The following is an 18,934-nucleotide window of genomic DNA, read 5'->3' as shown; positions in this document are numbered from 1 at the left end:
ACTCATCCGGAGCTTCAGTTGACCCACACCCCCCGCACCGACGTCCTCGTCGTGGGCAGCGGCATCATGGGAGCCCTCGTGGCCCGTCTCCTGCGCGAGAGCGATCCGGCCCTGCACATCACCATGGCCGACGGCGGCACCCCGATCGGCGGCACGCCGGGACGGCATCTGCACGACCTCGACGACCCCGACCTGTGGTCCCGCTACAACGAAAGGGTCGCCACCGGCATCCAGGGCATGTACACGGGAGCGGAGGTGGTCCGAGAGGTCGCGGGCAGCCTCCCCGATCTCACCCCCGGCATGTTCCACGCGCTCGCCTTCGGCCAGGACGCCGAGGCGATGCCGCAGGCCGCGCTCGCCTGGAACACGGGCGGCATGGGCGTCCACTGGACCGCCGCGACCCCGTGGCCCGCAGGGGACGAGGTCTTCGACTACGGCGACCCGGACGCCTGGGCGGCCGACCTCGCCACCGCACGCCGCCTGCTCGCCGTCACCCCCGCCGCGATCGGCCCGACCAAGGTCGGCGAACTCGTCCTCGACGTCCTGCGCCGACGCTACGGCGGTACCGGCCCGGCCGACCGGGCCCCGCAGCCCATGCCCATGGCCGTCGCCCCCACACCCTCGGGCCCCATGCCCCGCACGGCACCCGGGACGATCCTGCCCGCACTCGCGCAGGGCGGCGATCCGGCGTTCACCCTGCTCACCGGCACCCTGGTGACCGCACTCACCCAAGGCGACGCCGGACGGGTCACCGGAGCGCGCCTGCGTCGCGTCGCCGACGGCACCGAGACCGAACTCCGCGCCGGCACCGTGGTGGTGTGCGCCGACGCCCTGCGCACCCCGCAACTCCTGTACGCCTCCGGCATCCGCCCCGAGGCCCTGGGCCGTCACCTCAACGAACACGCCTTCGTCACCGCCCGCGTCCTGCTCGACCTCGACCGGTTCGGCCTCGACCCCGACGCGCTGCCCCTGCCACGCCCCGGCGAGTTCAGCACGGACTCGCTGTGGCTGCCGCGCAACGGACCCGCCCAGCCCTTCCACGGCCAGATCATGAACCGCACCTACGTCGACGAGACCGGCCGGCCCCTCGCGCACTCCGTCGGCCTGTCGCTGTACGTGCCCGTCGAGTCGCGCCCGCAGAACCGGCTGGTGTTCTCGGCGAGCGAGAGCGACCTGGCCGGCCTGCCCCGCATCCGCGTCGAGTTCGGCTACTCCGAGACCGACCGTGCGCTGATCCGGCGGGCGCTGGAGGAAGTCCGGTCCGTGGCCGAGGAGTTCGGCCCCTTCGATCCGGCGACCGAGTCCACGGTGCTGCCGCCGGGCTCGTCGCTGCATCTCACCGGCACGGTCCGGGCAGGCGTCACCGACGACGGCACCAGCGTGTGCGACCCGGACGGCCGGGTGTGGGGCTTCGACAACCTGTTTCTGGCGGGCAACGGAGTCGTCCCCACGGCGATGGCCGCCAACGTCACCCTGACCGGCGCCGTCACCGCGGTACGGGCCGCCCGTGCCGTCACCGCACGCACCTGAACCATCCGAGAGGAACAGCACAGTGATCGACATCGCCAAGGAATACCGCGTGGCCCTACCCGCCTGGATCGAGGACGAACTCGCCGACGTGCCCGCCACCGCCCCCTCCCGCGAGGACCGGATGCGTCTCGTGCACCGCCTCGCCGACCGCAACTGGCGCGAGGGCAACGGCGGCCCGTTCGCGGCACTGGTCGCCGAGCGTGATACCGGCCGGATCGTCTCCGTCGGCGTGAACGTCGTCCTGTCCACCGGAGTCTCCAGCGCGCACGCCGAGGTCGTCGCGCTCGGCCTCGCCCAGACGGCGACCGGCAGCTGGGACCTCGGCGGCGAGGGCCTGCCCTCGCACGAACTGGTCGTCAACTGGCGCCCCTGCGTGCAGTGTTACGGCGCCACGATGTGGTCCGGGGTACGCGGTCTGGTGGTCGCCGGTCAGGGCCCGGAGCTGGAGGAGATCACCACGTTCGACGAGGGCCCGCTCGGCGCGGACTGGGCCGAGCAGTTCGAGACCCGGGGCATCGAGGTCGTGGGCGACGTCCTGCGGGACGAGGCGCTCGTGGTGTTCCGCAACTACCGCAAGGCCATCGACGAGTCGGACGAGGTCGTCGTCTACAACGCGCGCGGGGGAACGGAATGAGCCCTCGTTTCGCGACCGACGTCATCACCTTCTACCACCCCGGTTTCTGGGACCTCGACTCCGCCGCCGCGGTCCGCTCCTGGGCCGCGGATCATCCGGACCGCTTCTGGCAGCGGGTCATGCACACCCTCGCCGAGACCGAAGTGACCGGCATCGAGCTGACGTTCGCGCCCGGGGACGCGGACTCGGCCCTGCGGGCCTTCGGCAGCGCGGAGGCGTTCCGCCGCGAACTGTCCGCGCGGGGCCTGGCCGTGGTCAGCGCCTTCGTCGCCGACAGCGACGCCCCCGACTGGCGGCACGGCGGCAACCTTTCCGCGATCGTCGCCGACGCCGAGCGCCGCGCCGCCTTCCTCGCCGAGGTGGGCGCCGAGGTCCTCGTCACCGGACTGCCGATGAGGACGACGTACGGCACTCGACCGCCCTTCTTCGTCGACGCCGCCTACATGACCCGCATGGCCGACATCGCGCACACGGTGGGCGAGGCGGTGTCCCGGTACGGGGTGCGGCTGGCCTTCCACACCGAGTCCCACAGCACCCTCTGGTACGAGCGGGACATCGACCTGTTCATGGCCCTGACCGACCCGCGCTATGTGTGGCTGTGCCCCGACTCCTGCCACATCGCCCTGGGCGGCGGCGACCCCGTCGCGGTGGCCCGCCGCCACGCCCCGCGCACCGCCCTGGCCCACTGGAAGGACGCGGTCGGCCCGATCGACGTCCACCTCACGATCGACGACACGGTGTACTCCCAGCAGCAGCCGTACATGACGGAGTTGGGTACAGGGATCGTCGACTGGGCGGGCTGGGCGGACGCCATGTCCGGTACGCCCGGCGCGGACACGGTCCTGATCGAACTCGACGAGGCCGCCGATCCCGTGGCCGCGCTGAGGGCGGGCACAGCGGTGGCGAAGCGGGTGCTAGCGGCGCAGCTCCGCGTGGGCGGTCTCCGGGAGGCGCAGATACACCATTGACGAACCGAGGCACAGGACGGCCACGTACCACGGGAACAGCCCCGTATGCCCCAACTCCTTGAACAGCGTGCCCACATACGGTGCTGTCCCGCCGAACAACGCCACCGTCAGGGAGTACGGGAACCCGATCCCGGCCGCCCGCACCCGCGCCGGAAACACCTCCGCGTTCACCGCCGCGCTGATCGACGTGAACCCGGTCAGCAACACCATCCCCGCGCACTGCACGAGCAGAAGCACCACGAACGAGTCCCGCAGCGCGTGCAGCAGCGGCACGCTCAGCAGCGCGAAACCCACCCCGAAGAAGAGCAGCAGCGGCCGCCGCCCGAAGCGGTCCGACAGCAGCCCGCCCAACGGCTGGAGCACCCCGAAGAAGGCGAGCGAGATCGTTCCCGCGAGCAACGCGTCGGACTTGTCGACACCGGCGTTGAGTTCGGCGTACGTCGGCAGGTATGAGGTCCACGTGTAGTAGGCGATCGTGCCGCCCATCGTGATCCCGCAGATCAGCAGGGACTCGCGCGGATGGCGCCGCAGCCCGTCCAGCAGCCCGGGACGCGGCGCCCGCCGCTGCTCCTCGCTGCGGGTCTCCTGGGCGCCCTGCCTGATCCAGAACCCGACCAGGGACAGCACGGCCCCGAGCACGAACGGCACCCGCCACCCCCAGGCGTCCATCCGGCCCTCGCTGACCGTGTCCACCAGCAGCGTGGCGATGCCGGACGCGAGGAGCTGCCCCGCCGTGGTGGACACGTACTGGAAGCTGGAGAACAGCCCGCGCCGGCCCGGCCCCGCCGACTCGACGAGGAAGGTCGTCGACGCCGCGAACTCACCGCCCACGGACAGCCCTTGGAGCAGCCGCGCGAGCACCAGCACGACCGGAGCGAGGACGCCGACCGCCGCGTACGTGGGTGTCAGCCCGACCAGCAGGCTGCTGCCGCCCATCAGCAGGATCGTGACCGTCAGCGCGGCCCGCCGCCCGTGCCGGTCCGCGATCGCCCCCATCAACAGCCCGCCGACCGGCCGCATGAAGAAGCCCACCGCGAACACCGCGAACGTCGACAGCAGCGGCACCAATGAGTTGTCCGCGCCCTTGGGGAAGACCGCGGCGGCGATATAGGTCGCCAGGAACGTGTAGGCGTACCAGTCGTACCACTCGACCGCATTGCCCACGGAGGCGGCGAGCAGTTGGCGTACGGGCCGTTTCGTGGGCGGCGCGTCCGGAAGTGGCGTCTCTGTCATGATCGCGACCATCCCCCGATCGAGCTCCGGCACACCTGCCGTACCCGCGACTTTCACATCAGCGACACCGGACCCTTCCCTGACGTTTGGTGCACTTGGAACACTCGCTGCGCGCACCTTCCGTCACCTTCGGGCCACCGATGCGCAGGATTGAGAGGTCCCTCACTCATGTCCGACGTCAACCGGCGCAGATTCCTGCAACTCGCGGGCGCCACCACCGCCTTCACCGCCCTGTCGAACAGCATCCAGCGCGCCGCCGCCCTTCCGGCCCACCACCGCACGGGGACGATCGAGGACGTCGAGCACGTCGTCGTCCTGATGCAGGAGAACCGGTCCTTCGACCACTACTTCGGCTCGCTCAGGGGAGTTCGCGGCTTCGGCGACCCGCGCCCGGTCACGCTGGAGAACGGCAAGTCGGTCTGGCACCAGACGGACGCCAACGGCAAGGAGATCCTGCCGTTCCGCCCCGAAGCAGACGATCTGGGCCTGCAGTTCATCCAGGACCTCCCGCACGGCTGGAACGACGGACACGCCGCCTTCAACGGGGGCAAGTACGACAAATGGGTCCCGAACAAAGGGACCACGACCATGGCGTACCTGACCCGCGAGGACATCCCCTTCCACTACGCCCTCGCCGACTCCTTCACCGTCTGCGACGCCTACCACTGCTCGTTCATCGGCTCCACCGACCCGAACCGCTACTACATGTGGACGGGCTACACGGGCAACGACGGCCAGGGCGGCGGCCCGGTCCTCGGCAACGACGAGGTGGGCTACGGCTGGACCACCTACCCCGAGCGCCTGGAGAAGGCCGGCGTCTCCTGGAAGATCTACCAGGACGTCGGCGACGGCCTCGACGCCAACGGCTCCTGGGGCTGGATCCAGGACGCCTACCGCGGCAACTACGGCGACAACTCGCTCCTCTACTTCAACCAGTACCGCAACGCCAAGCCCGGCGACCCCCTGTACGACAAGGCCCGCACCGGCACCGACTACACCAAGGGCGAGGGCTACTTCGACCGGCTGAAGGCCGACGTGAAGGGCGGAAAGCTGCCCCAGGTCTCCTGGATCGTCGCCCCCGAGGCCTTCACCGAGCACCCCAACTGGCCCGCGAACTACGGCGCCTGGTACATCGCCCAGGTCCTGGACGCGCTCACCTCCGACCCGAAGGTGTGGGCGAAGACGGCCCTGTTCATCACCTACGACGAGAACGACGGCTTCTCAGTCGCAAGGCGCTGACCTGGGAAAACGCCGCATTGGGGCTTGCATTGGTCGCATTTTGTCCCGCTTGTAGTTCGCCGACGCCTCGATTCCGGATGCCCCCTTGCCCACGGTGCTGGGGCGGCTCGCGAGGGCGGCGAGGGTCTGGCGGCCGATCACGGGAGGAGCCCGGCGCTGATGTCGCCGCAGTGACCACCGTCCAGGTTCGTGAGGTCGTCGAGCAACTCGTCGCCGCGGGCCAGTGGAAGCCGGGCGGCCCCGAAGTCCTGGTCGTCCTGGACGCCGGATATGACGCACCCCGCATCGCCCACCTGCTCAGTGATCTGCCCGTCGAGATCCTCGGCCGGCTCCGCTCAGACCGTGTCATGCGACGGCCGGCACCGCCGCAGGTCTACGACCCCAAGGGCGGCCGACCGCCCAAGCACGGCGGAGAGTTCGTCTTCGGTGACCGAGTCACCTGGGGCACCCAGCAGGCCGTGACGGCCACGGACACCCGCCTCTACGGGAAGGCGACCGCCCAGGCGTGGGACCGGCTGCACCCGAGGCTGACCCGGCGGGTTGCCTGGCTCAACCACGACGGACCACTGCCCATCGCATCATGTAGGTGCCACTGGTGAAGTCCGCGCCCACCCGGGCGGATCGCTCAGCGAGAGAGGTCGAGGACTCGGACGCCGGCCCCGTCCCAGGCCTTGGGCTGGATGGTGGCGACGCGTGCCCCGTCCACGCGCTCGGGGCTGGGCATGGCCACATGGTGGGTGTGGCACCAGCCCAGAGGCCGCTCGTGGCCCGAGGCGGCCAGGACGGCGGCGAGATCGAGCGGATGAAAAACCACCTGGTCGAGCATGCCGAGGTGGCCGGCGAGTCCGGTGCGCACCCGGTCCGCTTCGGCGAGTGCGGCCAGCGCGACGTGGACGCGCCAGGCCCCGGTCTCGGCGGCCTGGTACAGAAGGCGGGAGGCCAGGACGTTGCCCGAGCCCAGAGCGAGCAGCGCGCTGTCGTCGAGGACTACATCGACAGGGGCGACAGGGTTCACGCGGCGCTGCCGAGTCGGCGCGTGAGCTCATCGTCCGCTGCGCGGTCCTGCTCGGGATCCGGGGCGTAGCCGGAGAGCGCGTGCAGGACTTCGAGGGTCTTCGCAACCTGCTCGTCCCGCTCACTCTGAGTGAGGGTGTGGGTGGCGAATTCGCCGACGAGCCCCGCGATCGTGGTGTCCTTCTCGGCGGCCAGGATCGCCAGCCGGTCCCGGACACTGCTCTCGACCTTGATCGTTGTGTGTGCCATGCCTGACAGAATACATCGGGTATACCCGCCCGGGGAGGCGATTGAGGTAGCTGCTTGTGCTTGCCTCGGCCAGGGGCGAGGGACGGTCGGTAGGTGTGATTTCGCAAGCGAGAGCTCCTCATGGCTGCCGTACAGCGCGGCGAAGTCGACGTCATCATCGTCTACACGCTCTGGCGGAACCGGCGCGAACGGGCAGTGTGACCGCTACTTCGCAGGAGGTGGGGCTCTTGTCGTACCGGATGGCGATGCCGCGGAAGCCTTTGCGCTTGGGGCACCGCCAACGTTGTTCTGTGGCCCCGCCCGATCGTCCTGGTCGCCAACACCAAGGTCCTCGAGCGGCTCGGCGAGGACCAGCGCAAGCTGCTGCACAAGGCGGCGCGGCAGGCAGTGCATGGCGTCGGCGCCCACTTGCGCGAAGAAGAGACCAGGGACCTGGAGGGCCTCTGCGCCCGGGGCCAGAGGTTCGCCCCCGCGATCCCGGTCCAACTGGCCGCACTGCGCAGGGCGCTTCAGCCGGTGTACGACCGGCTCTCCCGCGACAGGCACACCAAGGAATACCTCGACGCCGTCACCACCCTGGTGCGGGATGCACCGGCCGAGCCACCCATGGCATGCAAAGGCTGACGCCTACGACGAAACGACGTCGCCCCTCACTACGTCCCGCCTCCGCCCGATCGAATCACTAACGAACGGGACCGACCTGGTCGCCCAGCGCGGCCACGCGAACCCGGCTGCTGTCACCCGCCGTCAGCGGGGGGACGGGACGGGAGGGCGTCGGGGGTGGCGCGGTCGGCCTTGGCGGCGTCGGCGAGGGCTGCGGCGGCGGCTTTCGCGGCTTGTGCCGTGTCGTCGGCGGCACGCTCGGCGCTGTCGTCCGAGGGCTTCTCTCGGGTGGCTGGTGACTGGGGCAGCACCTCGGTGAAGGCGCGGGACACGCCCTGGAGTGCGGAGGTGATCTCGCTGGGGATCACCCAGAAGTTGTTGCCGGAGCCTTGCGCGAGTTGGGGCAGTGTCTGGAGGTACTGGTACGCAAGCAGTTTGGGGTCGGGGTCGTTGCGGTGTACGGCCTGGAAGACCTCGTCGATGGCCCGGGACTGGCCCTCGGCCTGGAGGATCGCGGCGGTTCGGTTGCCCTCGGCGCGCAGGACGGCGGCCTGCTTGTCGCCTTCGGCGGTAAGGATCTGCGACTGGCGTTGCCCCTCGGCTCCGAGGATCGCGGCCCGCTTGTCCCGCTCGGCTCGCATCTGCTTCTGCATCGCGTCCTTGATGGACTGCGGAGGGTCGATGGCTTTGATCTCCACGCGGTTGACCCGCAGCCCCCACTTGCCGGTGGCCTCGTCCAGTACGCCACGGAGCTGACTGTTGATGGTGTCCCGTGAGGTGAGGGTCTTTTCCAGGTCCATGGATCCCACGACGTTGCGCAGGGTGGTCACGGTGAGCTGTTCGACCGCCTGAAGGAAGTTCGCGATCTCGTAGAAGGCCGCGCGTGGGTCGGTGACCTGGAAGTACAGGACGGTGTCGATCTCGACGACCAGGTTGTCCTCGGTGATGACCGGCTGCGGTTTGAACGAGACGACCTGTTCCCGCAGGTCGATCACCGGGTGCACGCGGTCGACGTACGGGATGACGAGGCTGAGACCGGGGGTCAGGGTCCGGTGGTAGCGGCCCAGGCGCTCGACATTGCGAGCGCGTGCCTGGGGCACGATACGGACCGCCCGCACCACGGTGAAGACCGCGATCAGCGCGACGATCAGGCCGGCAATGAGGAACGCGGAGGTTTCCATGGGTTCAGTCCCGGGGGTAGACGAGGGCGGTGGCGCCGCTGATCTCCATGACATCGACGGTCTTTCCGGGCGGAATCACCAGCGTCTCGTCGTAGGCGCGGGCTGTCCATTCCTCGCCGTCGATACGGACCCTGCCATCCAGGCCCGTCACCTCCGAGACGACATAGGCCGCCCGGCCGACCAGTGCGTCCACGCCGAATCGCGCCACCTGGGGCTGGAGCACGTGCCGCACTGCGAGGGGGCGGACGAACACCACGGTGACCGTGGCGACGAGAGCGAACACCAGGAACTGGAAAGGCACTGGCAGCCCCACAGCAGCGGACCCCGCTGTGACCAGCGCGGCCGCACTCAGCAGTCCGAGCGCGGCGGTAAGAGTGAAGATCTCCGCCGCAGCCAACACGGCTGCGACGATCAACCAGATCAGCCATGGATCCATAGCGTGCCTCTTCTGACCGGTGCGGGTGCGGAAGGGCCTGACTCTCACCATTGGACCCTGATACCGGACGGCGGCGATACCCCTGGGCGAGGAATCCCTGGCGGGCGACCGGAGGGGTACTGATGCAACGCACTCCGAGCGGCTACTTCGCACCTTTTCAACAATTTTACCCGGATGGAGAAGCCGACGACCGAGATGTGAAGCATTGAGGGCGGCGAGCCGATATAGGCCGAGGCAAGGGCGCCTCAGCAGGGCGGCGGCCGGCGGTCCAGCAGGGCTCGCCATATGCGCCGGAACGATCCCGTGAGGTGGCAGCACAAGGGTTCAGCGTGGGGCCAAGCCACCGTGGTCTCCTGGGCCATTGCCAGGAAGAAGGCTCTTCCCGCCTGGGTTTGTAAGGTCGTGCTCCACCGGTAGCCCGGGCGATGGGCGAGAAGGCAATGGACGAGTTCGCGGCCCAGCCCCTGGTGCTGCCAGGCGTCGCAGACCCAGATGTCCAGGATCCGACCTGTCCGGCACGCCGGGCAGGCGTGGAAGCGCAGCTGCCCGATGAGACGGTCGTTGCGATCACGCAGGACTATCTCGGTAGGTGTTATCGCGGAGGAAGCGGCAAGGCTGTTCCACCGCGGGGAGGGAACCACCCTGACCACCTCTCCTGGAGCCTTGGGTGCCTTGTTTTCAGCAACTGGTGCAGCGATGGTTCGTCGGAGGCGGGCCCAGGCGCTGTCCGCGGCTTCGACGACGTTCGCCGTTCTGGTTCCCTGTCGTTTCCGCTCCCGGCGTGGTGGACAGGTGGACGATGTGGGCGACGAGTGCCCCGGCCAGCACCGCCCACGCAACGGCGGCGATGCCGACTGCCCGCCAGCCCCCGACGGAGAGAAGCACGGAAACGGTGGCTCCGGCGGTCATCGGTCGACGGCGAACAAGAAGGCACCGCTGCCGGCGTGCGCTTCCCGGGTGGCGGATCTCCAGCAGCGCGGCTCGGATCACCAGCAGGGCGACGACAGCCACGGGTGCCAGCAGCGAGGCGTCCATGCGCATGCCTCCTTCCGGTTCGGGCGGCCGTACCCGTGGCGGGTTCGGCAGAGGGCCGGTCAGGCGAGTGCGAAGTAGCGCAGCCACACATAGCGACGACCAGCCGCCCGAGTCGGACGAGTAACGCCGGGGCCGAGACGGCGACGCTTTCGGGTTTCCTGCTACCCCGATTCCAGGCGCTCGTGTAGGGCCCCCTGACCAACCGTACGGTTCTGCGCTGTTGCGGTCGCAGACCAGCCGGACAGCTCAACGCGAGGCGCGGTGCGAGTCGCTCCTCCTTGTCCCGGCGGCGAGCAGAGCGAACCCCAGTGCGAAGCCGAGCATGGTGCATACACCGCGGGGCCAGAAGATGTGGCTGTCTGTGAAGGACCAGCCGGCCACCAGGAGAACCCCCGTGCCGGGAGCAACTCGCACGCCGTGTTTCGGGAAGAGCGCGACCGCCGTGGCCACGACAGCGACGATGAGGGCGTAGGCACCGACCTCCCCGAGCGACTCACCCGCCTCGTAGAGCGGGTACTTGATCGGCCCTACGTTCGCTGTCCCGGCAGCGTGCTCGACCGCGGTTCCCGCCGCGATACCGGCCACCGCGTCGAGACCGGTGTAGAAGGCCGCGTAGGTGAACGCACTCGTCCAGGCCACCGCGGTGGCGAAGCCTGCGAGGTCTGGTCGGGGGCGGTGCCACAGAGGGACGAGGAGGCCGAGCGTAAGCAGCGGAAAGACCGGCAGCAGTGCGATGTGCAACTGGGTCCAGTCCATGGCCGTCGCCCTGGACAGGCCATGTGGGTGCGCGGCGCCCGCCGCAGCCAGCACAAGGGGCGCGACAGTGACGAGTGCGAGGTCTCGGATGGTCAACACGCTGTGATCGTAGGCGCGTTACGTCACTTGAGACGCATGCGTAAGGGCTTCGTAAGATCTTGCGTGGTGCCGTGGAACGCTGGAAACCGTCCGCCTGGGCGATTCCACTCTGAGGTGACACTGGCCTCGCCGATCTTGCGGCGAGGCCAGAGCACAGGACCTTCAAGAGCCATGTGGACGGATGGTGTCTCCAGTCAATGGGTTGAGGCCCTGGGGCCGGGGGAGTGGCGGTCCGGTCGGTCGGGTCAGCCGCAGCGGCGCCCTGAGTTGATGCAGGAGACCGCCTGTTTCATGAGCTGGTCGGTCATCACGTTGATGAAGTCGTTGTGGTCGGTGATGGCGTTGTGCTGCTGTCCCTGGAAGCCGTCGACGGCGAAGTTCGGTGCCGCAGGGGTCTTGTAGGTGAGCCTCATCGTCAGCTGCGGGATGGCCTTGAAGCCGCTCGCGCAGTTGCCGCGTGCGTCGGCGAAGGCGACGTGGCTGCGGTGGTCGGCGCTGTCGGTGTTCCTGCCGTCCCAGCAGCTCTGGAAGGCGAAGCTGCGCACCACCTTGCTGCCGCTGGGACAGATGGGGTACTTGTCGGTGAGCTGGACCTTGTTCTCGAAGCCGGTGCAGCTCCAGTGGGCGTTGGCGTTCTTGGTGCCGTTGGTGAACGCCTTGGCGTCACCGGTGATGATTCGCAGGAAGCGTGGCATGGCCACGACCTTGCCGGTGGGGCTGCCCTGGTAGGTGATCGTCACGGTCCGGGGTACCAGGATGGCTCCCTTGTTGCCCTCGGCGCCGCCGCCGAGGGCGTTGGCGTCGGGACCCTGACGGGTGATGTCCCGCAGGACGGGCCAGTAGTACGCGGACTGGTCGCCGTTGGTGCAGGAGGTGCGCTGGGCGCTCAGAGACTCGTTGGTCGATGTGAAGTCCACCTTCCGGTTGCCCACGTAGTCGTGGACGTGGTGGGCGCCGTTGCTGACACCGGGAGCCACGATGTCGTTGTCCGAGTTGTGCTGTCCCTGCTTGTTGACTCCGCATCGGGAGGTGAAGGCTCCGGTCGAGGCGCCGGCTTGCCTGCGGACCTTGCGCACGTTCGGGGCCACCTTCGTGATGTCCACGAAGTCGGCCGCGGTGGGCCCGTCGTTGCTGCGTCCTGCGGCACCGGATCCGTTTCCTTGCTGTCCGGTGTTGCCCCCCGCGCCCTGGGCGCCGCCGGGGCTCTGGTTCGCGGCCCCGGCGCCGGATGTCTGGGTCGCGGGTGCGTCGAGACCGAGGTTGCAGGCGGCGAGAGCGTCCAGCCCTGTGGGCCTGGCGGCCGTTCGGCCGATGGCGATGGTGATCCGGTCGATGGTCGCCTTCCGCTTGTCTGTCAGAGGGCCGAGGATCGCGTTCTGCACAAAGTTCGGACCCCCTTGCCCACGGGTGTCGACCAGGCGCTGGTTGGCCTCAGCGGTCTGGCGGTCCAGCAACTGCAGGTTCCGGTCCACCTCGGCCTGTGCCTGCTGGGGGATGGCCGGCAGCTTGCCCTTCACATCCGGGCAGCTGATCGTCTGGGCTGACCGCGTCGTAGGAGCAGTGGCGGTGACGTTGGACGCGTTGGCGGCGTAGTTCACGGCTACGAGGCCACCGCCCCCTGCCAGGAGCGCCGTGACCGCCATGATGGCGTTGCGGCGGCTTCGGCCGCGCCTGTGATCTGCTCGCATGAGAACTCCTGATCTGACAACGTGGTTCCTGGCCCGGCGGCGACGCGTATCACCCGCCGCCGTGATGCCCCAGCCTCACCTGAGGGGCCGGCGCTCGGCTGCTATTCACGTTGTGCGTCATGGACACGTAAGAACTAAACCGCGACCGAACTGACTCCCGCCCAGCACGAGGAGTTGCGCCGCCTCGGCATCCTGCGCTTGGCGCTGGAAGAAGCCGGGATCCCATGTGATCCGGGCCTTGTGCGCTATGACGACTTCACCCACTGCCTCGCGCACCACGACGCTCTGGAGCTGCTGGCGTCACCGACCGCACAATGGCGGTCCTCGTCGGCAGCAACCACCAGAGGCTGTACATCAATCGGGCGGCAGCGTCGCTCGGGCTGCGCCTTCCGGACGACGTCAGCGTGGTCCGCTTCGGCGATCTGCCTTTCGCGGACTGAGTGACTCCGCGTCTGACGGTCATGCCCACTCCGCTCACTGTCATAACTGTGCGCGCCACATGCCATGCTCCAGCCGGCTGGGCAAGTCCGGCCCGCATGGCTTGTTTCGGCTGCGGGATCGATGACAGACATCGAGCGCTCCTTGCTACCGGAACGGGTTCGGCGCCTCGGAGAGGAGTCTCCAGGGCGCCGGGCCACGGTGGCAGCTTCTTTACACCGCGGCTATTCCCTCCATGCCGGACTCGGCGAAGGGGGGCAGCCCGGTCGCCGTGGTGACCTTGGTGAGGGAGCCGTTCTTGCCGATGCGGAAGCCGTCGACGGTGCCGGATGTCCCGTTCTGCACGTACAGGAACTTCTCGTCCTGTGTCACCGCCAGGTCGATGACACCCTGGGACATGGCAGACGGCGGGGTGGCTATGCCGATCTCGTTGGTGAGCGCGAGCTTGCCGTGGTGGTCGGTGCGGTAGCCGGTGACGGTGGAGTTGCCGGTGTTGCCGCCGTAGAAGAAGTCGCCGGCGCGTTCCAGCCAGCACAGCGTGTTCTGTCCGTTGGCCAGGGGCTTCTGGACGACCTTGAGGCTGCCGTCGGTGCGCACTTTGTACGTACTGACCGTCGATTTCTCGGCTTCGGCGACCAGCATCCGGCCCGTCTTGTCGAAGGTGATCGCGAACGGCACGCCGCCGGCCGAGTCGTTGACCTTCGCCCGGTGCGTGGGACGTCCGTCGCGCCGCATCGGGAACACCTCGATGGTGTTGGCCGACTTCGTGGTGATGACCAGCTCCCGGCCGCCCGGCGTGAACGCGACCTGGCCGGGCGAGCTGCTGAACAACGGCACCTTGTCGTTCTTCAGCCCCAGGGAGCGATATGAACCGCCCAGCGGCTTGAGTCCGTCGGCTGTGATCCTGAAGCCCTGGACGCTGCCCGCGCCGCCCGCGTTCATGACGTAGGCGAGGTTGCCGGACACCGCGATGGACGAGGGGAAGTCCCCGCCCGAGCGCACCACCCGGCGGCCCGTCAGTTTCTGTCCCTCGACCCGGAACGAGGTCACGGTGCCGCTGCCCGCGTTGACCGCCAGCAGCAGATGCGAGCGCCGGTCGTAGACGAGCGAGCCCTGGGAGGCGAGCGAGTCGGTGGGCGCGTCGACCTGGTCACCGCCCTTGCCGCCGGTCGCGTAGGTACCTGCGGCGGTGAGCTTTCCGTCCTCGCCGCGCCTGAAGACGTGGATGGTGTTTCCGGCGAGCTCGTTGCCCTGGACGAAGACGGCGTGGTCGGCTCCCGCCCTGGCGCTCTTCGTCGTGGCGCCTTCGTGTGCGCGGGGGACTTCCCCCGCCGAGGCGATGGCCACCGTGGTCGCGACCGCCGCCGAAGCGAGGATGCCGCCCCCGGCGACGGTCATCCGGATCTGCGACTTCGACCTGCGCCTGGTATGCCTGCTCACGCCTGACTCCTTGCACCTCGTCGCCACCGCCGGTCGGTGACGTGCAGAGCCAGAGTTGCCTGTGGGGCGGGTGTGGCGAGGATGTTTCGGTTCCGCGTCAGCTTCTCGTAAGAACTTCCGTTCGCCCGGAGAAAACGGCGGCGGTCCGGCCTGCGGGGGAACTTCCGGGAGCTGCCGGACGGGGTATTCCGGCAGGTGATCGAGGTCGACCACTTCGGGACGCCGTACGCCGTGCGGACCGTGGCCCAGGGTGCTGGAGTGCGGGCGGGGGCGTGCGGTCGCGGTGTCGCCGGTCCCGATCTGATCAGGACGGCGGATGAGCCTGCCCGACGGAGTTGGCCCCGAGGTGACGCGCCATGGACTGCATCTGTCGAGATCTCACGGACCCGTGACGTGATGGGCGCGGTGCTGCCGTGCGGGGTGCCCATGCTCTTGGCGTTCGCGTATGCGAGTACTGGTCACCGGCGGAGCCGGGTTCATCGGGTGTCATGTCGTCGAAGCGCTGACCGCGCGGGGGCACGAGGCGGTCGTGTTCGACCTGCGTGACGGTCTGGACGTGCGTGACGCGGAGGCGGTCGCGGCCGCTCTGCCGGGTGTGGACGCCGAGTGTCATCAGGCGGCGATGGTGGGGCTCGGGAAGGGGTTCGGCGACGCGGTCGAGTACGTGTCGCGCAACGACCTCGGTACGGCGGTGGTGCTGTCCGCCATGGCCGAGGCGGGGGTGGGGCGGTTCGTGCTGGCCGGGTCGATGGTCGTGTACGGCGAGGGCTTGTACGGGTGTGAGCGGCACGGGGCGGTACGACCAGGCCCTCGGGCCGTGGCCGATCTGGACGCAGGGCGTTTCGAGCCCCGGTGTCCGCGGTGCGAGGAGGCGCTGACGCCGGGGCTGGTCGGCGAGGACGCTCCGGTCGATCCCCGGAACGTGTACGCGACGACCAAGCTGGCCCGGGAGCATCTGGCTTCGGCCTGGGCCCGGTCCATGGGCGGCTCGGCTGTTTCGCTGCGCTACCACAACGTGTACGGGCCGGGCATGCCACGCGACACCCCGTACGCGGGGGTCGCGTCCTTCTTCCGGTCCGTGCTCGCCCGGGGCGAGGCACCGCGTGTCTGCAAGGACGGCCGTCAGTGGCGGGACTTCGTGCACGTACGGGATGTGGCGGCGGCCAATGTGGCGGCGCTGGAGGTCGAGCCACCAGCCGGAGCGCTGGCGGCGTACAACACCGGCAGCGGGGAGCCCCACACGGTCGGCGAGATGGCGCAGGTACTGGCGTCCGCGTACGGCGGACTTGCGCCCGTGGTGACCGGGGGAGTACCGCCTCGGGGACGTACGGCACATCACGGCGGACTCGTCGCGGTTGCGGGCCGAACTGGGCTGGAAGGCCGAAGTCGGATTCGAGGAGGGCATGCGGGAATTCGCGAGAGCCGGGCTGCGCGAGGAGTAGTACTCGGCCGGGCCTGTCGCGGCGGAGCGGGAGGCGGGCGGCGCCCCGCCGACCGACCGGCGATCGAGCAGCAGCGCGGGCCCCGGGGGATATCGGCTGCTGTCACGGCGGCTGGTTTCACCACTGTGTGGGCCGGCAAGGTGGTCGCCTGCGCCCCACGTCCGCCGGCTCCACGAGCATCGCAGTGACCGCGACAGTGCCGACGAACGAGGGAGACGAACAGCATCCGCACGTCAGTCTCTGTGTCCGGCATCCGGGTGACCCCGCGTGTGGCAGAGCCGGTTCGGCATCGGAGGTGCCTGACGCTCGCGCACCCAACCGGACCTCGGCCGGCGGCACTTCGGTGCTCCGCTCCCTCCTTCGACGTCCGCGTTTCGTAAGGAGCCGAAGTTCCTTACGCCCCTTTTGTCTTCGTAGGGTGAAAACCGTGACGACTTCTCCTGCAACGCGATCGGAAGCGGAGACGCCCGCGGCGACTGTCGACGTGGTGCTCCCCTGTCTGAACGAGGCCGAGGCCCTGCCCTGGGTGCTCGCCCGCATCCCGCCCACATGGCGCGCGATCGTGGTGGACAACGGATCCACGGACGGTTCGCCGGAGCTGGCCCGCGATCTCGGCGCGACCGTCGTGCGTGAGACGCGCCGCGGCTTCGGCGCCGCCTGTCACGCCGGGTTGACCGCGGCCACCGCGGACATCGTGTGCTACTGCGACTGCGACGCCTCCCTCGACCCGTCCCTGCTCGTGCCCTTCGTGCGCGAGGTGTGCGACGGCGAGGCCGACCTGGTGCTCGGGCGGCGCCGTCCGCAGGGCGGGGGCGCCTGGCCCGCGCACGCCCGGTTGGGCAACGTGGTGCTGGCACGGATGCTGCGTCGCCGCACAGGGCTGCGCCTGCACGACCTCGGCCCACTCCGCGCCGGCCGTCGTGAAGAGTTGCTCGCCCTGGCACTCAAGGACCGCCGCAGTGGCTACCCGCTGCAGATGGTCGTGCGCGCGGCCGACGCCGGCTGGCGGGTCGTCGAGCACGACGTGCCCTACCTGCCGCGCGCCGGTGCCTCCAAGGTCACCGGTACCTGGCGCGGAACCTGGCAGGCGGTCCGGGACATGGGCCGCGTCCTGGCCGAACCACCGATGCCCCCGGACGGGGCAGGTGCCGACTCATTCGCCGTACTCCCAGGAGGAACCGCTCAGTGACCACTCTCCTCGTCATCGCCAAGGAGCCGCGGCCGGGACGGGTGAAGACCCGGCTCACCCCGCCGTTCACGCCTCGAGAGGCGGCGGCGCTCGCCGAGGCGGCGCTCGTGGACACCCTGCGTACGGTGGCGGCCACACCCGCCCGGCGCCGCGTGCTGGTACTCGACGGCGCTCCGGGCCCCTGGTTGCCCCCCGGCTTCGACGTCGTCCCGCAGTGCGCGGGAGGTCTGGACGAGCGGCTGGCCGCCGCCTTCGCCGGCTGCGACGGACCCGCGCTGCTCATCGGCATGGACACCCCTCAGGTGACGCCCGCGCTGCTCACCGTCGACTTCGCCGACTGCGACGCGTATTTCGGGCCGGCCGAAGACGGAGGCTTCTGGGCGCTGGGCCTCGCCCACCCGGACCCCGAGCTGCTGCGGGGTGTGCCGATGTCCACGCCCACGACGGGTGCCGTGCAGCGTGAACGGCTCGCCGTCGCGGGCCTGCGAGTACGCGAGCTGCCCCGCCTGCGAGACGTGGACACCGTCGGCGATGCGGAGGCGGTCGCCGCGGCTGCGCCAGGGAGCCGCTTCGCCGCCGAACTGGAACGTCTCGGGGCGGCTGTCGGCCGATGAGCACCGCACATGAGATCACGTCGCCGGGGGCGATCGCCCTGGATTGCCCTGCGCCGGTTGCCTCCGTCAGCGTCCCGCGCCCTTGGGCTGCCGACCCCTATTCAGAGGCCCTGGTCACCGGCCGGGGTCCGCTCTTCCTTCGTCGCTCCGACGGCTGGCTGCTGCCGCTGGAGGTGGAACGCTGGTGTGCCAGGGCCGACGCGGCGGACATGAATGTTCTGGAGCACTGTGAAGGCGCGGTACTCGATGTGGGGTGCGGTCCGGGGCGGCTTGTCGCCGAACTCGCGGCCCGGGGCCGGCCGGCGCTCGGCGTCGACGTAAGCGAAGCCGCCGTCGCCCGCACCGTGCGGCTTGGCGGTCAGGCTCTGCAACGCTCCGTCTTCGAGCCGCTCCCCACCGAAGGGCGCTGGGACACGATCCTCCTCATCGACGGCAACATCGGCATCGGCGGCGACCCGACCGCCCTCCTCCGACGGGTGTCCCAACTCCTCAACCACAACGGCCTGTTGATCGCCGAGACGGCCCCGGACAGTGAGGTCGACGAACGCGTCACCGTGCACGTCGTCCGCATCACCGCCGACACTCACGGCACGGCAGGCCCGCCCTTCCCCTGGGCCCGACTCGGAACAACGGCCCTGCTCCGGCTCGCGACATGCGCCGGCTGGCACCCGGAACGTCAGTGGACGACCGGCGGCCGCTCCTTCGTCGCCCTGCGCAACCACAGGGACCGCAGCAGGAGCACCACCACCGAGCCGCCGAACAGCACCGCGGTGATCAAAAGCCACCGGGACAGGAATCCGTCGCCGGACAGGGTGGTGGCAGAGCTGTAGCGGTCCGCCATCTGCCCGCTGATCAGTGGAAACCAGATCAGCAGCAGAAGGCCGGAGAACGCCGCCGGGACGCGCACGAAGACCGTCCACTCCCGGCGGCCGACCACGCCCAGCCCGCGCGCGACAATCCGGTCCGCGCCCGCGTACAGGGGCAGCAACACCAGGTCGTGCACCAGCGCCGCGCCCACGAACCACAGCACAACAGAGAGCCAGTCGTCCGCGAGCAGTCGCATGCCCGCATACCCTGCCAACGCGAACGAACAGGCGAGAAGCAGGAGTTGAAGCGGGCTGCCCACACCCGGGCGCACCACAAGCC

The 18,934-nt window shown here is 69.6% G+C and carries 19 protein-coding genes and 2 pseudogenes; 11 read left to right on the top strand and 10 right to left on the bottom strand.

Features of this window, described 5'->3' with window-relative positions; all coding sequences use genetic code 11:
- The first annotated feature begins 18 nt into the window (after positions 1-18).
- Genes ACGFWE_RS05845 through ACGFWE_RS05835 form a run of 3 tightly spaced genes read left to right on the top strand, consistent with a single transcriptional unit; the run spans position 19 to position 3,132 of the window.
- Positions 19-1,530, top strand: coding sequence for a GMC oxidoreductase (locus ACGFWE_RS05845; RefSeq protein ID WP_393598141.1), 1,512 nt, complete (start codon positions 19-21; stop codon positions 1,528-1,530).
- A 22-nt stretch (positions 1,531-1,552) separates the two neighbouring features.
- The gene (locus tag ACGFWE_RS05840; protein ID WP_393598140.1) at positions 1,553-2,164 is read left to right on the top strand and encodes a nucleoside deaminase; all 612 of its coding nucleotides are present in this window, start codon (positions 1,553-1,555) and stop codon (positions 2,162-2,164) included.
- Positions 2,161-3,132 (top strand): sugar phosphate isomerase/epimerase family protein, encoded by a 972-nt coding sequence (locus ACGFWE_RS05835; RefSeq protein ID WP_393598138.1) that lies wholly within the window; start codon positions 2,161-2,163, stop codon positions 3,130-3,132. The genes ACGFWE_RS05840 and ACGFWE_RS05835 overlap by 4 nt, the downstream gene beginning before the upstream one ends.
- Here ACGFWE_RS05835 and ACGFWE_RS05830 read toward each other — a convergent pair.
- Complete coding sequence (locus tag ACGFWE_RS05830) at positions 3,079-4,377, bottom strand: MFS transporter (RefSeq protein WP_393598944.1); 1,299 nt, start codon at positions 4,375-4,377, stop codon at positions 3,079-3,081. The genes ACGFWE_RS05835 and ACGFWE_RS05830 overlap by 54 nt on opposite strands.
- Before the next feature lie 156 nt (positions 4,378-4,533).
- Here ACGFWE_RS05830 and ACGFWE_RS05825 point away from each other — a divergent pair.
- Positions 4,534-5,586: pseudogene (locus tag ACGFWE_RS05825) on the top strand (alkaline phosphatase family protein); the annotation flags it as partial.
- A gap of 188 nt (positions 5,587-5,774) precedes the next feature.
- Complete coding sequence (locus ACGFWE_RS05820; RefSeq protein ID WP_393598136.1) at positions 5,775-6,203, top strand: transposase; 429 nt, start codon at positions 5,775-5,777, stop codon at positions 6,201-6,203.
- Between the two features lie 26 nt (positions 6,204-6,229).
- On the opposite strand, the gene ACGFWE_RS05815 is transcribed toward ACGFWE_RS05820, so the two are convergent.
- Positions 6,230-6,619, bottom strand: coding sequence for a hypothetical protein (locus tag ACGFWE_RS05815; RefSeq protein WP_393598134.1), 390 nt, complete (start codon positions 6,617-6,619; stop codon positions 6,230-6,232).
- Positions 6,616-6,867, bottom strand: coding sequence for a hypothetical protein (locus tag ACGFWE_RS05810; RefSeq protein ID WP_103545038.1), 252 nt, complete (start codon positions 6,865-6,867; stop codon positions 6,616-6,618). Before ACGFWE_RS05810 ends, ACGFWE_RS05815 begins: the two co-directional genes overlap by 4 nt.
- 288 nt (positions 6,868-7,155) lie before the next feature.
- Here ACGFWE_RS05810 and ACGFWE_RS05805 point away from each other — a divergent pair, with 288 nt between their 5' ends.
- Positions 7,156-7,491, top strand: coding sequence for a hypothetical protein (locus tag ACGFWE_RS05805; protein WP_393598942.1), 336 nt, complete (start codon positions 7,156-7,158; stop codon positions 7,489-7,491).
- Between the two features lie 113 nt (positions 7,492-7,604).
- Here the strand turns inward: ACGFWE_RS05805 and ACGFWE_RS05800 are convergent, their stop codons facing one another.
- The 6 genes from ACGFWE_RS05800 to ACGFWE_RS05775 form a co-directional block, all read right to left on the bottom strand.
- Complete coding sequence (locus ACGFWE_RS05800; protein ID WP_393598132.1) at positions 7,605-8,651, bottom strand: SPFH domain-containing protein; 1,047 nt, start codon at positions 8,649-8,651, stop codon at positions 7,605-7,607.
- Between the two features lie 4 nt (positions 8,652-8,655).
- Positions 8,656-9,087, bottom strand: coding sequence for an NfeD family protein (locus ACGFWE_RS05795; RefSeq protein ID WP_393598130.1), 432 nt, complete (start codon positions 9,085-9,087; stop codon positions 8,656-8,658).
- Positions 9,088-9,332: 245 nt separating this feature from the next.
- Entirely contained in the window at positions 9,333-9,728 is a 396-nt protein-coding gene (locus ACGFWE_RS05790; RefSeq protein WP_393598128.1) for a GNAT family N-acetyltransferase, read from the bottom strand.
- Positions 9,729-9,765: 37 nt separating this feature from the next.
- Complete coding sequence (locus ACGFWE_RS05785) at positions 9,766-10,122, bottom strand: hypothetical protein (protein WP_393598126.1); 357 nt, start codon at positions 10,120-10,122, stop codon at positions 9,766-9,768.
- 246 nt (positions 10,123-10,368) lie between these two features.
- Positions 10,369-10,977 (bottom strand): hypothetical protein, encoded by a 609-nt coding sequence (locus tag ACGFWE_RS05780; RefSeq protein ID WP_393598125.1) that lies wholly within the window; start codon positions 10,975-10,977, stop codon positions 10,369-10,371.
- A 245-nt stretch (positions 10,978-11,222) separates the two neighbouring features.
- The gene (locus ACGFWE_RS05775) at positions 11,223-12,665 is read right to left on the bottom strand and encodes a DUF1996 domain-containing protein (protein WP_393598123.1); all 1,443 of its coding nucleotides are present in this window, start codon (positions 12,663-12,665) and stop codon (positions 11,223-11,225) included.
- Between the two features lie 314 nt (positions 12,666-12,979).
- Here ACGFWE_RS05775 and ACGFWE_RS05770 point away from each other — a divergent pair, with 314 nt between their 5' ends.
- Positions 12,980-13,105, top strand: a complete 126-nt coding sequence (locus tag ACGFWE_RS05770) for a hypothetical protein (protein WP_393598121.1) — start codon at positions 12,980-12,982, stop codon at positions 13,103-13,105.
- Between the two features lie 211 nt (positions 13,106-13,316).
- Here ACGFWE_RS05770 and ACGFWE_RS05765 read toward each other — a convergent pair whose 3' ends face one another.
- Entirely contained in the window at positions 13,317-14,543 is a 1,227-nt protein-coding gene (locus ACGFWE_RS05765) for a lactonase family protein (protein WP_393598119.1), read from the bottom strand.
- A gap of 445 nt (positions 14,544-14,988) precedes the next feature.
- On the opposite strand from ACGFWE_RS05765, the pseudogene ACGFWE_RS05760 reads away from it, so the two are divergent.
- The 4 genes and pseudogenes from ACGFWE_RS05760 to ACGFWE_RS05745 all read left to right on the top strand — a co-directional run bounded on the left by ACGFWE_RS05760 (position 14,989) and on the right by ACGFWE_RS05745 (position 18,618).
- Positions 14,989-15,985: pseudogene (locus tag ACGFWE_RS05760) on the top strand (NAD-dependent epimerase/dehydratase family protein).
- A 418-nt stretch (positions 15,986-16,403) separates the two neighbouring features.
- Entirely contained in the window at positions 16,404-17,174 is a 771-nt protein-coding gene (locus tag ACGFWE_RS05755; RefSeq protein ID WP_393598117.1) for a glycosyltransferase family 2 protein, read from the top strand.
- Positions 17,171-17,788 (top strand): DUF2064 domain-containing protein, encoded by a 618-nt coding sequence (locus ACGFWE_RS05750; protein ID WP_393598115.1) that lies wholly within the window; start codon positions 17,171-17,173, stop codon positions 17,786-17,788. Before ACGFWE_RS05755 ends, ACGFWE_RS05750 begins: the two co-directional genes overlap by 4 nt.
- Complete coding sequence (locus ACGFWE_RS05745; RefSeq protein WP_393598113.1) at positions 17,785-18,618, top strand: class I SAM-dependent methyltransferase; 834 nt, start codon at positions 17,785-17,787, stop codon at positions 18,616-18,618. The genes ACGFWE_RS05750 and ACGFWE_RS05745 overlap by 4 nt, the downstream gene beginning before the upstream one ends.
- Positions 18,619-18,934: the final 316 nt, after the last annotated feature.

This window comes from Streptomyces sp. NPDC048523 (assembly GCF_043199815.1).
Lineage (GTDB): Bacteria > Actinomycetota > Actinomycetes > Streptomycetales > Streptomycetaceae > Streptomyces.
The sequence above is the reverse complement of the archived record's forward strand: the minus strand, read 5'-3'. Positions and strand labels throughout refer to the sequence as shown.

Coding starts and splice junctions, on each gene's coding strand:
- ACGFWE_RS05745 (WP_393598113.1), top strand. CDS start 17,785: ATGAGCACCGCACATGAGATCACGTCGCCGGGGGCGATCGCCCTGGAT.
- ACGFWE_RS05835 (WP_393598138.1), top strand. CDS start 2,161: ATGAGCCCTCGTTTCGCGACCGACGTCATCACCTTCTACCACCCCGGT.
- ACGFWE_RS05770 (WP_393598121.1), top strand. CDS start 12,980: ATGGCGGTCCTCGTCGGCAGCAACCACCAGAGGCTGTACATCAATCGG.
- ACGFWE_RS05830 (WP_393598944.1), bottom strand. CDS start 4,377: ATGGTCGCGATCATGACAGAGACGCCACTTCCGGACGCGCCGCCCACG.
- ACGFWE_RS05800 (WP_393598132.1), bottom strand. CDS start 8,651: ATGGAAACCTCCGCGTTCCTCATTGCCGGCCTGATCGTCGCGCTGATC.
- ACGFWE_RS05810 (WP_103545038.1), bottom strand. CDS start 6,867: ATGGCACACACAACGATCAAGGTCGAGAGCAGTGTCCGGGACCGGCTG.
- ACGFWE_RS05785 (WP_393598126.1), bottom strand. CDS start 10,122: ATGGACGCCTCGCTGCTGGCACCCGTGGCTGTCGTCGCCCTGCTGGTG.
- ACGFWE_RS05775 (WP_393598123.1), bottom strand. CDS start 12,665: ATGCGAGCAGATCACAGGCGCGGCCGAAGCCGCCGCAACGCCATCATG.
- ACGFWE_RS05795 (WP_393598130.1), bottom strand. CDS start 9,087: ATGGATCCATGGCTGATCTGGTTGATCGTCGCAGCCGTGTTGGCTGCG.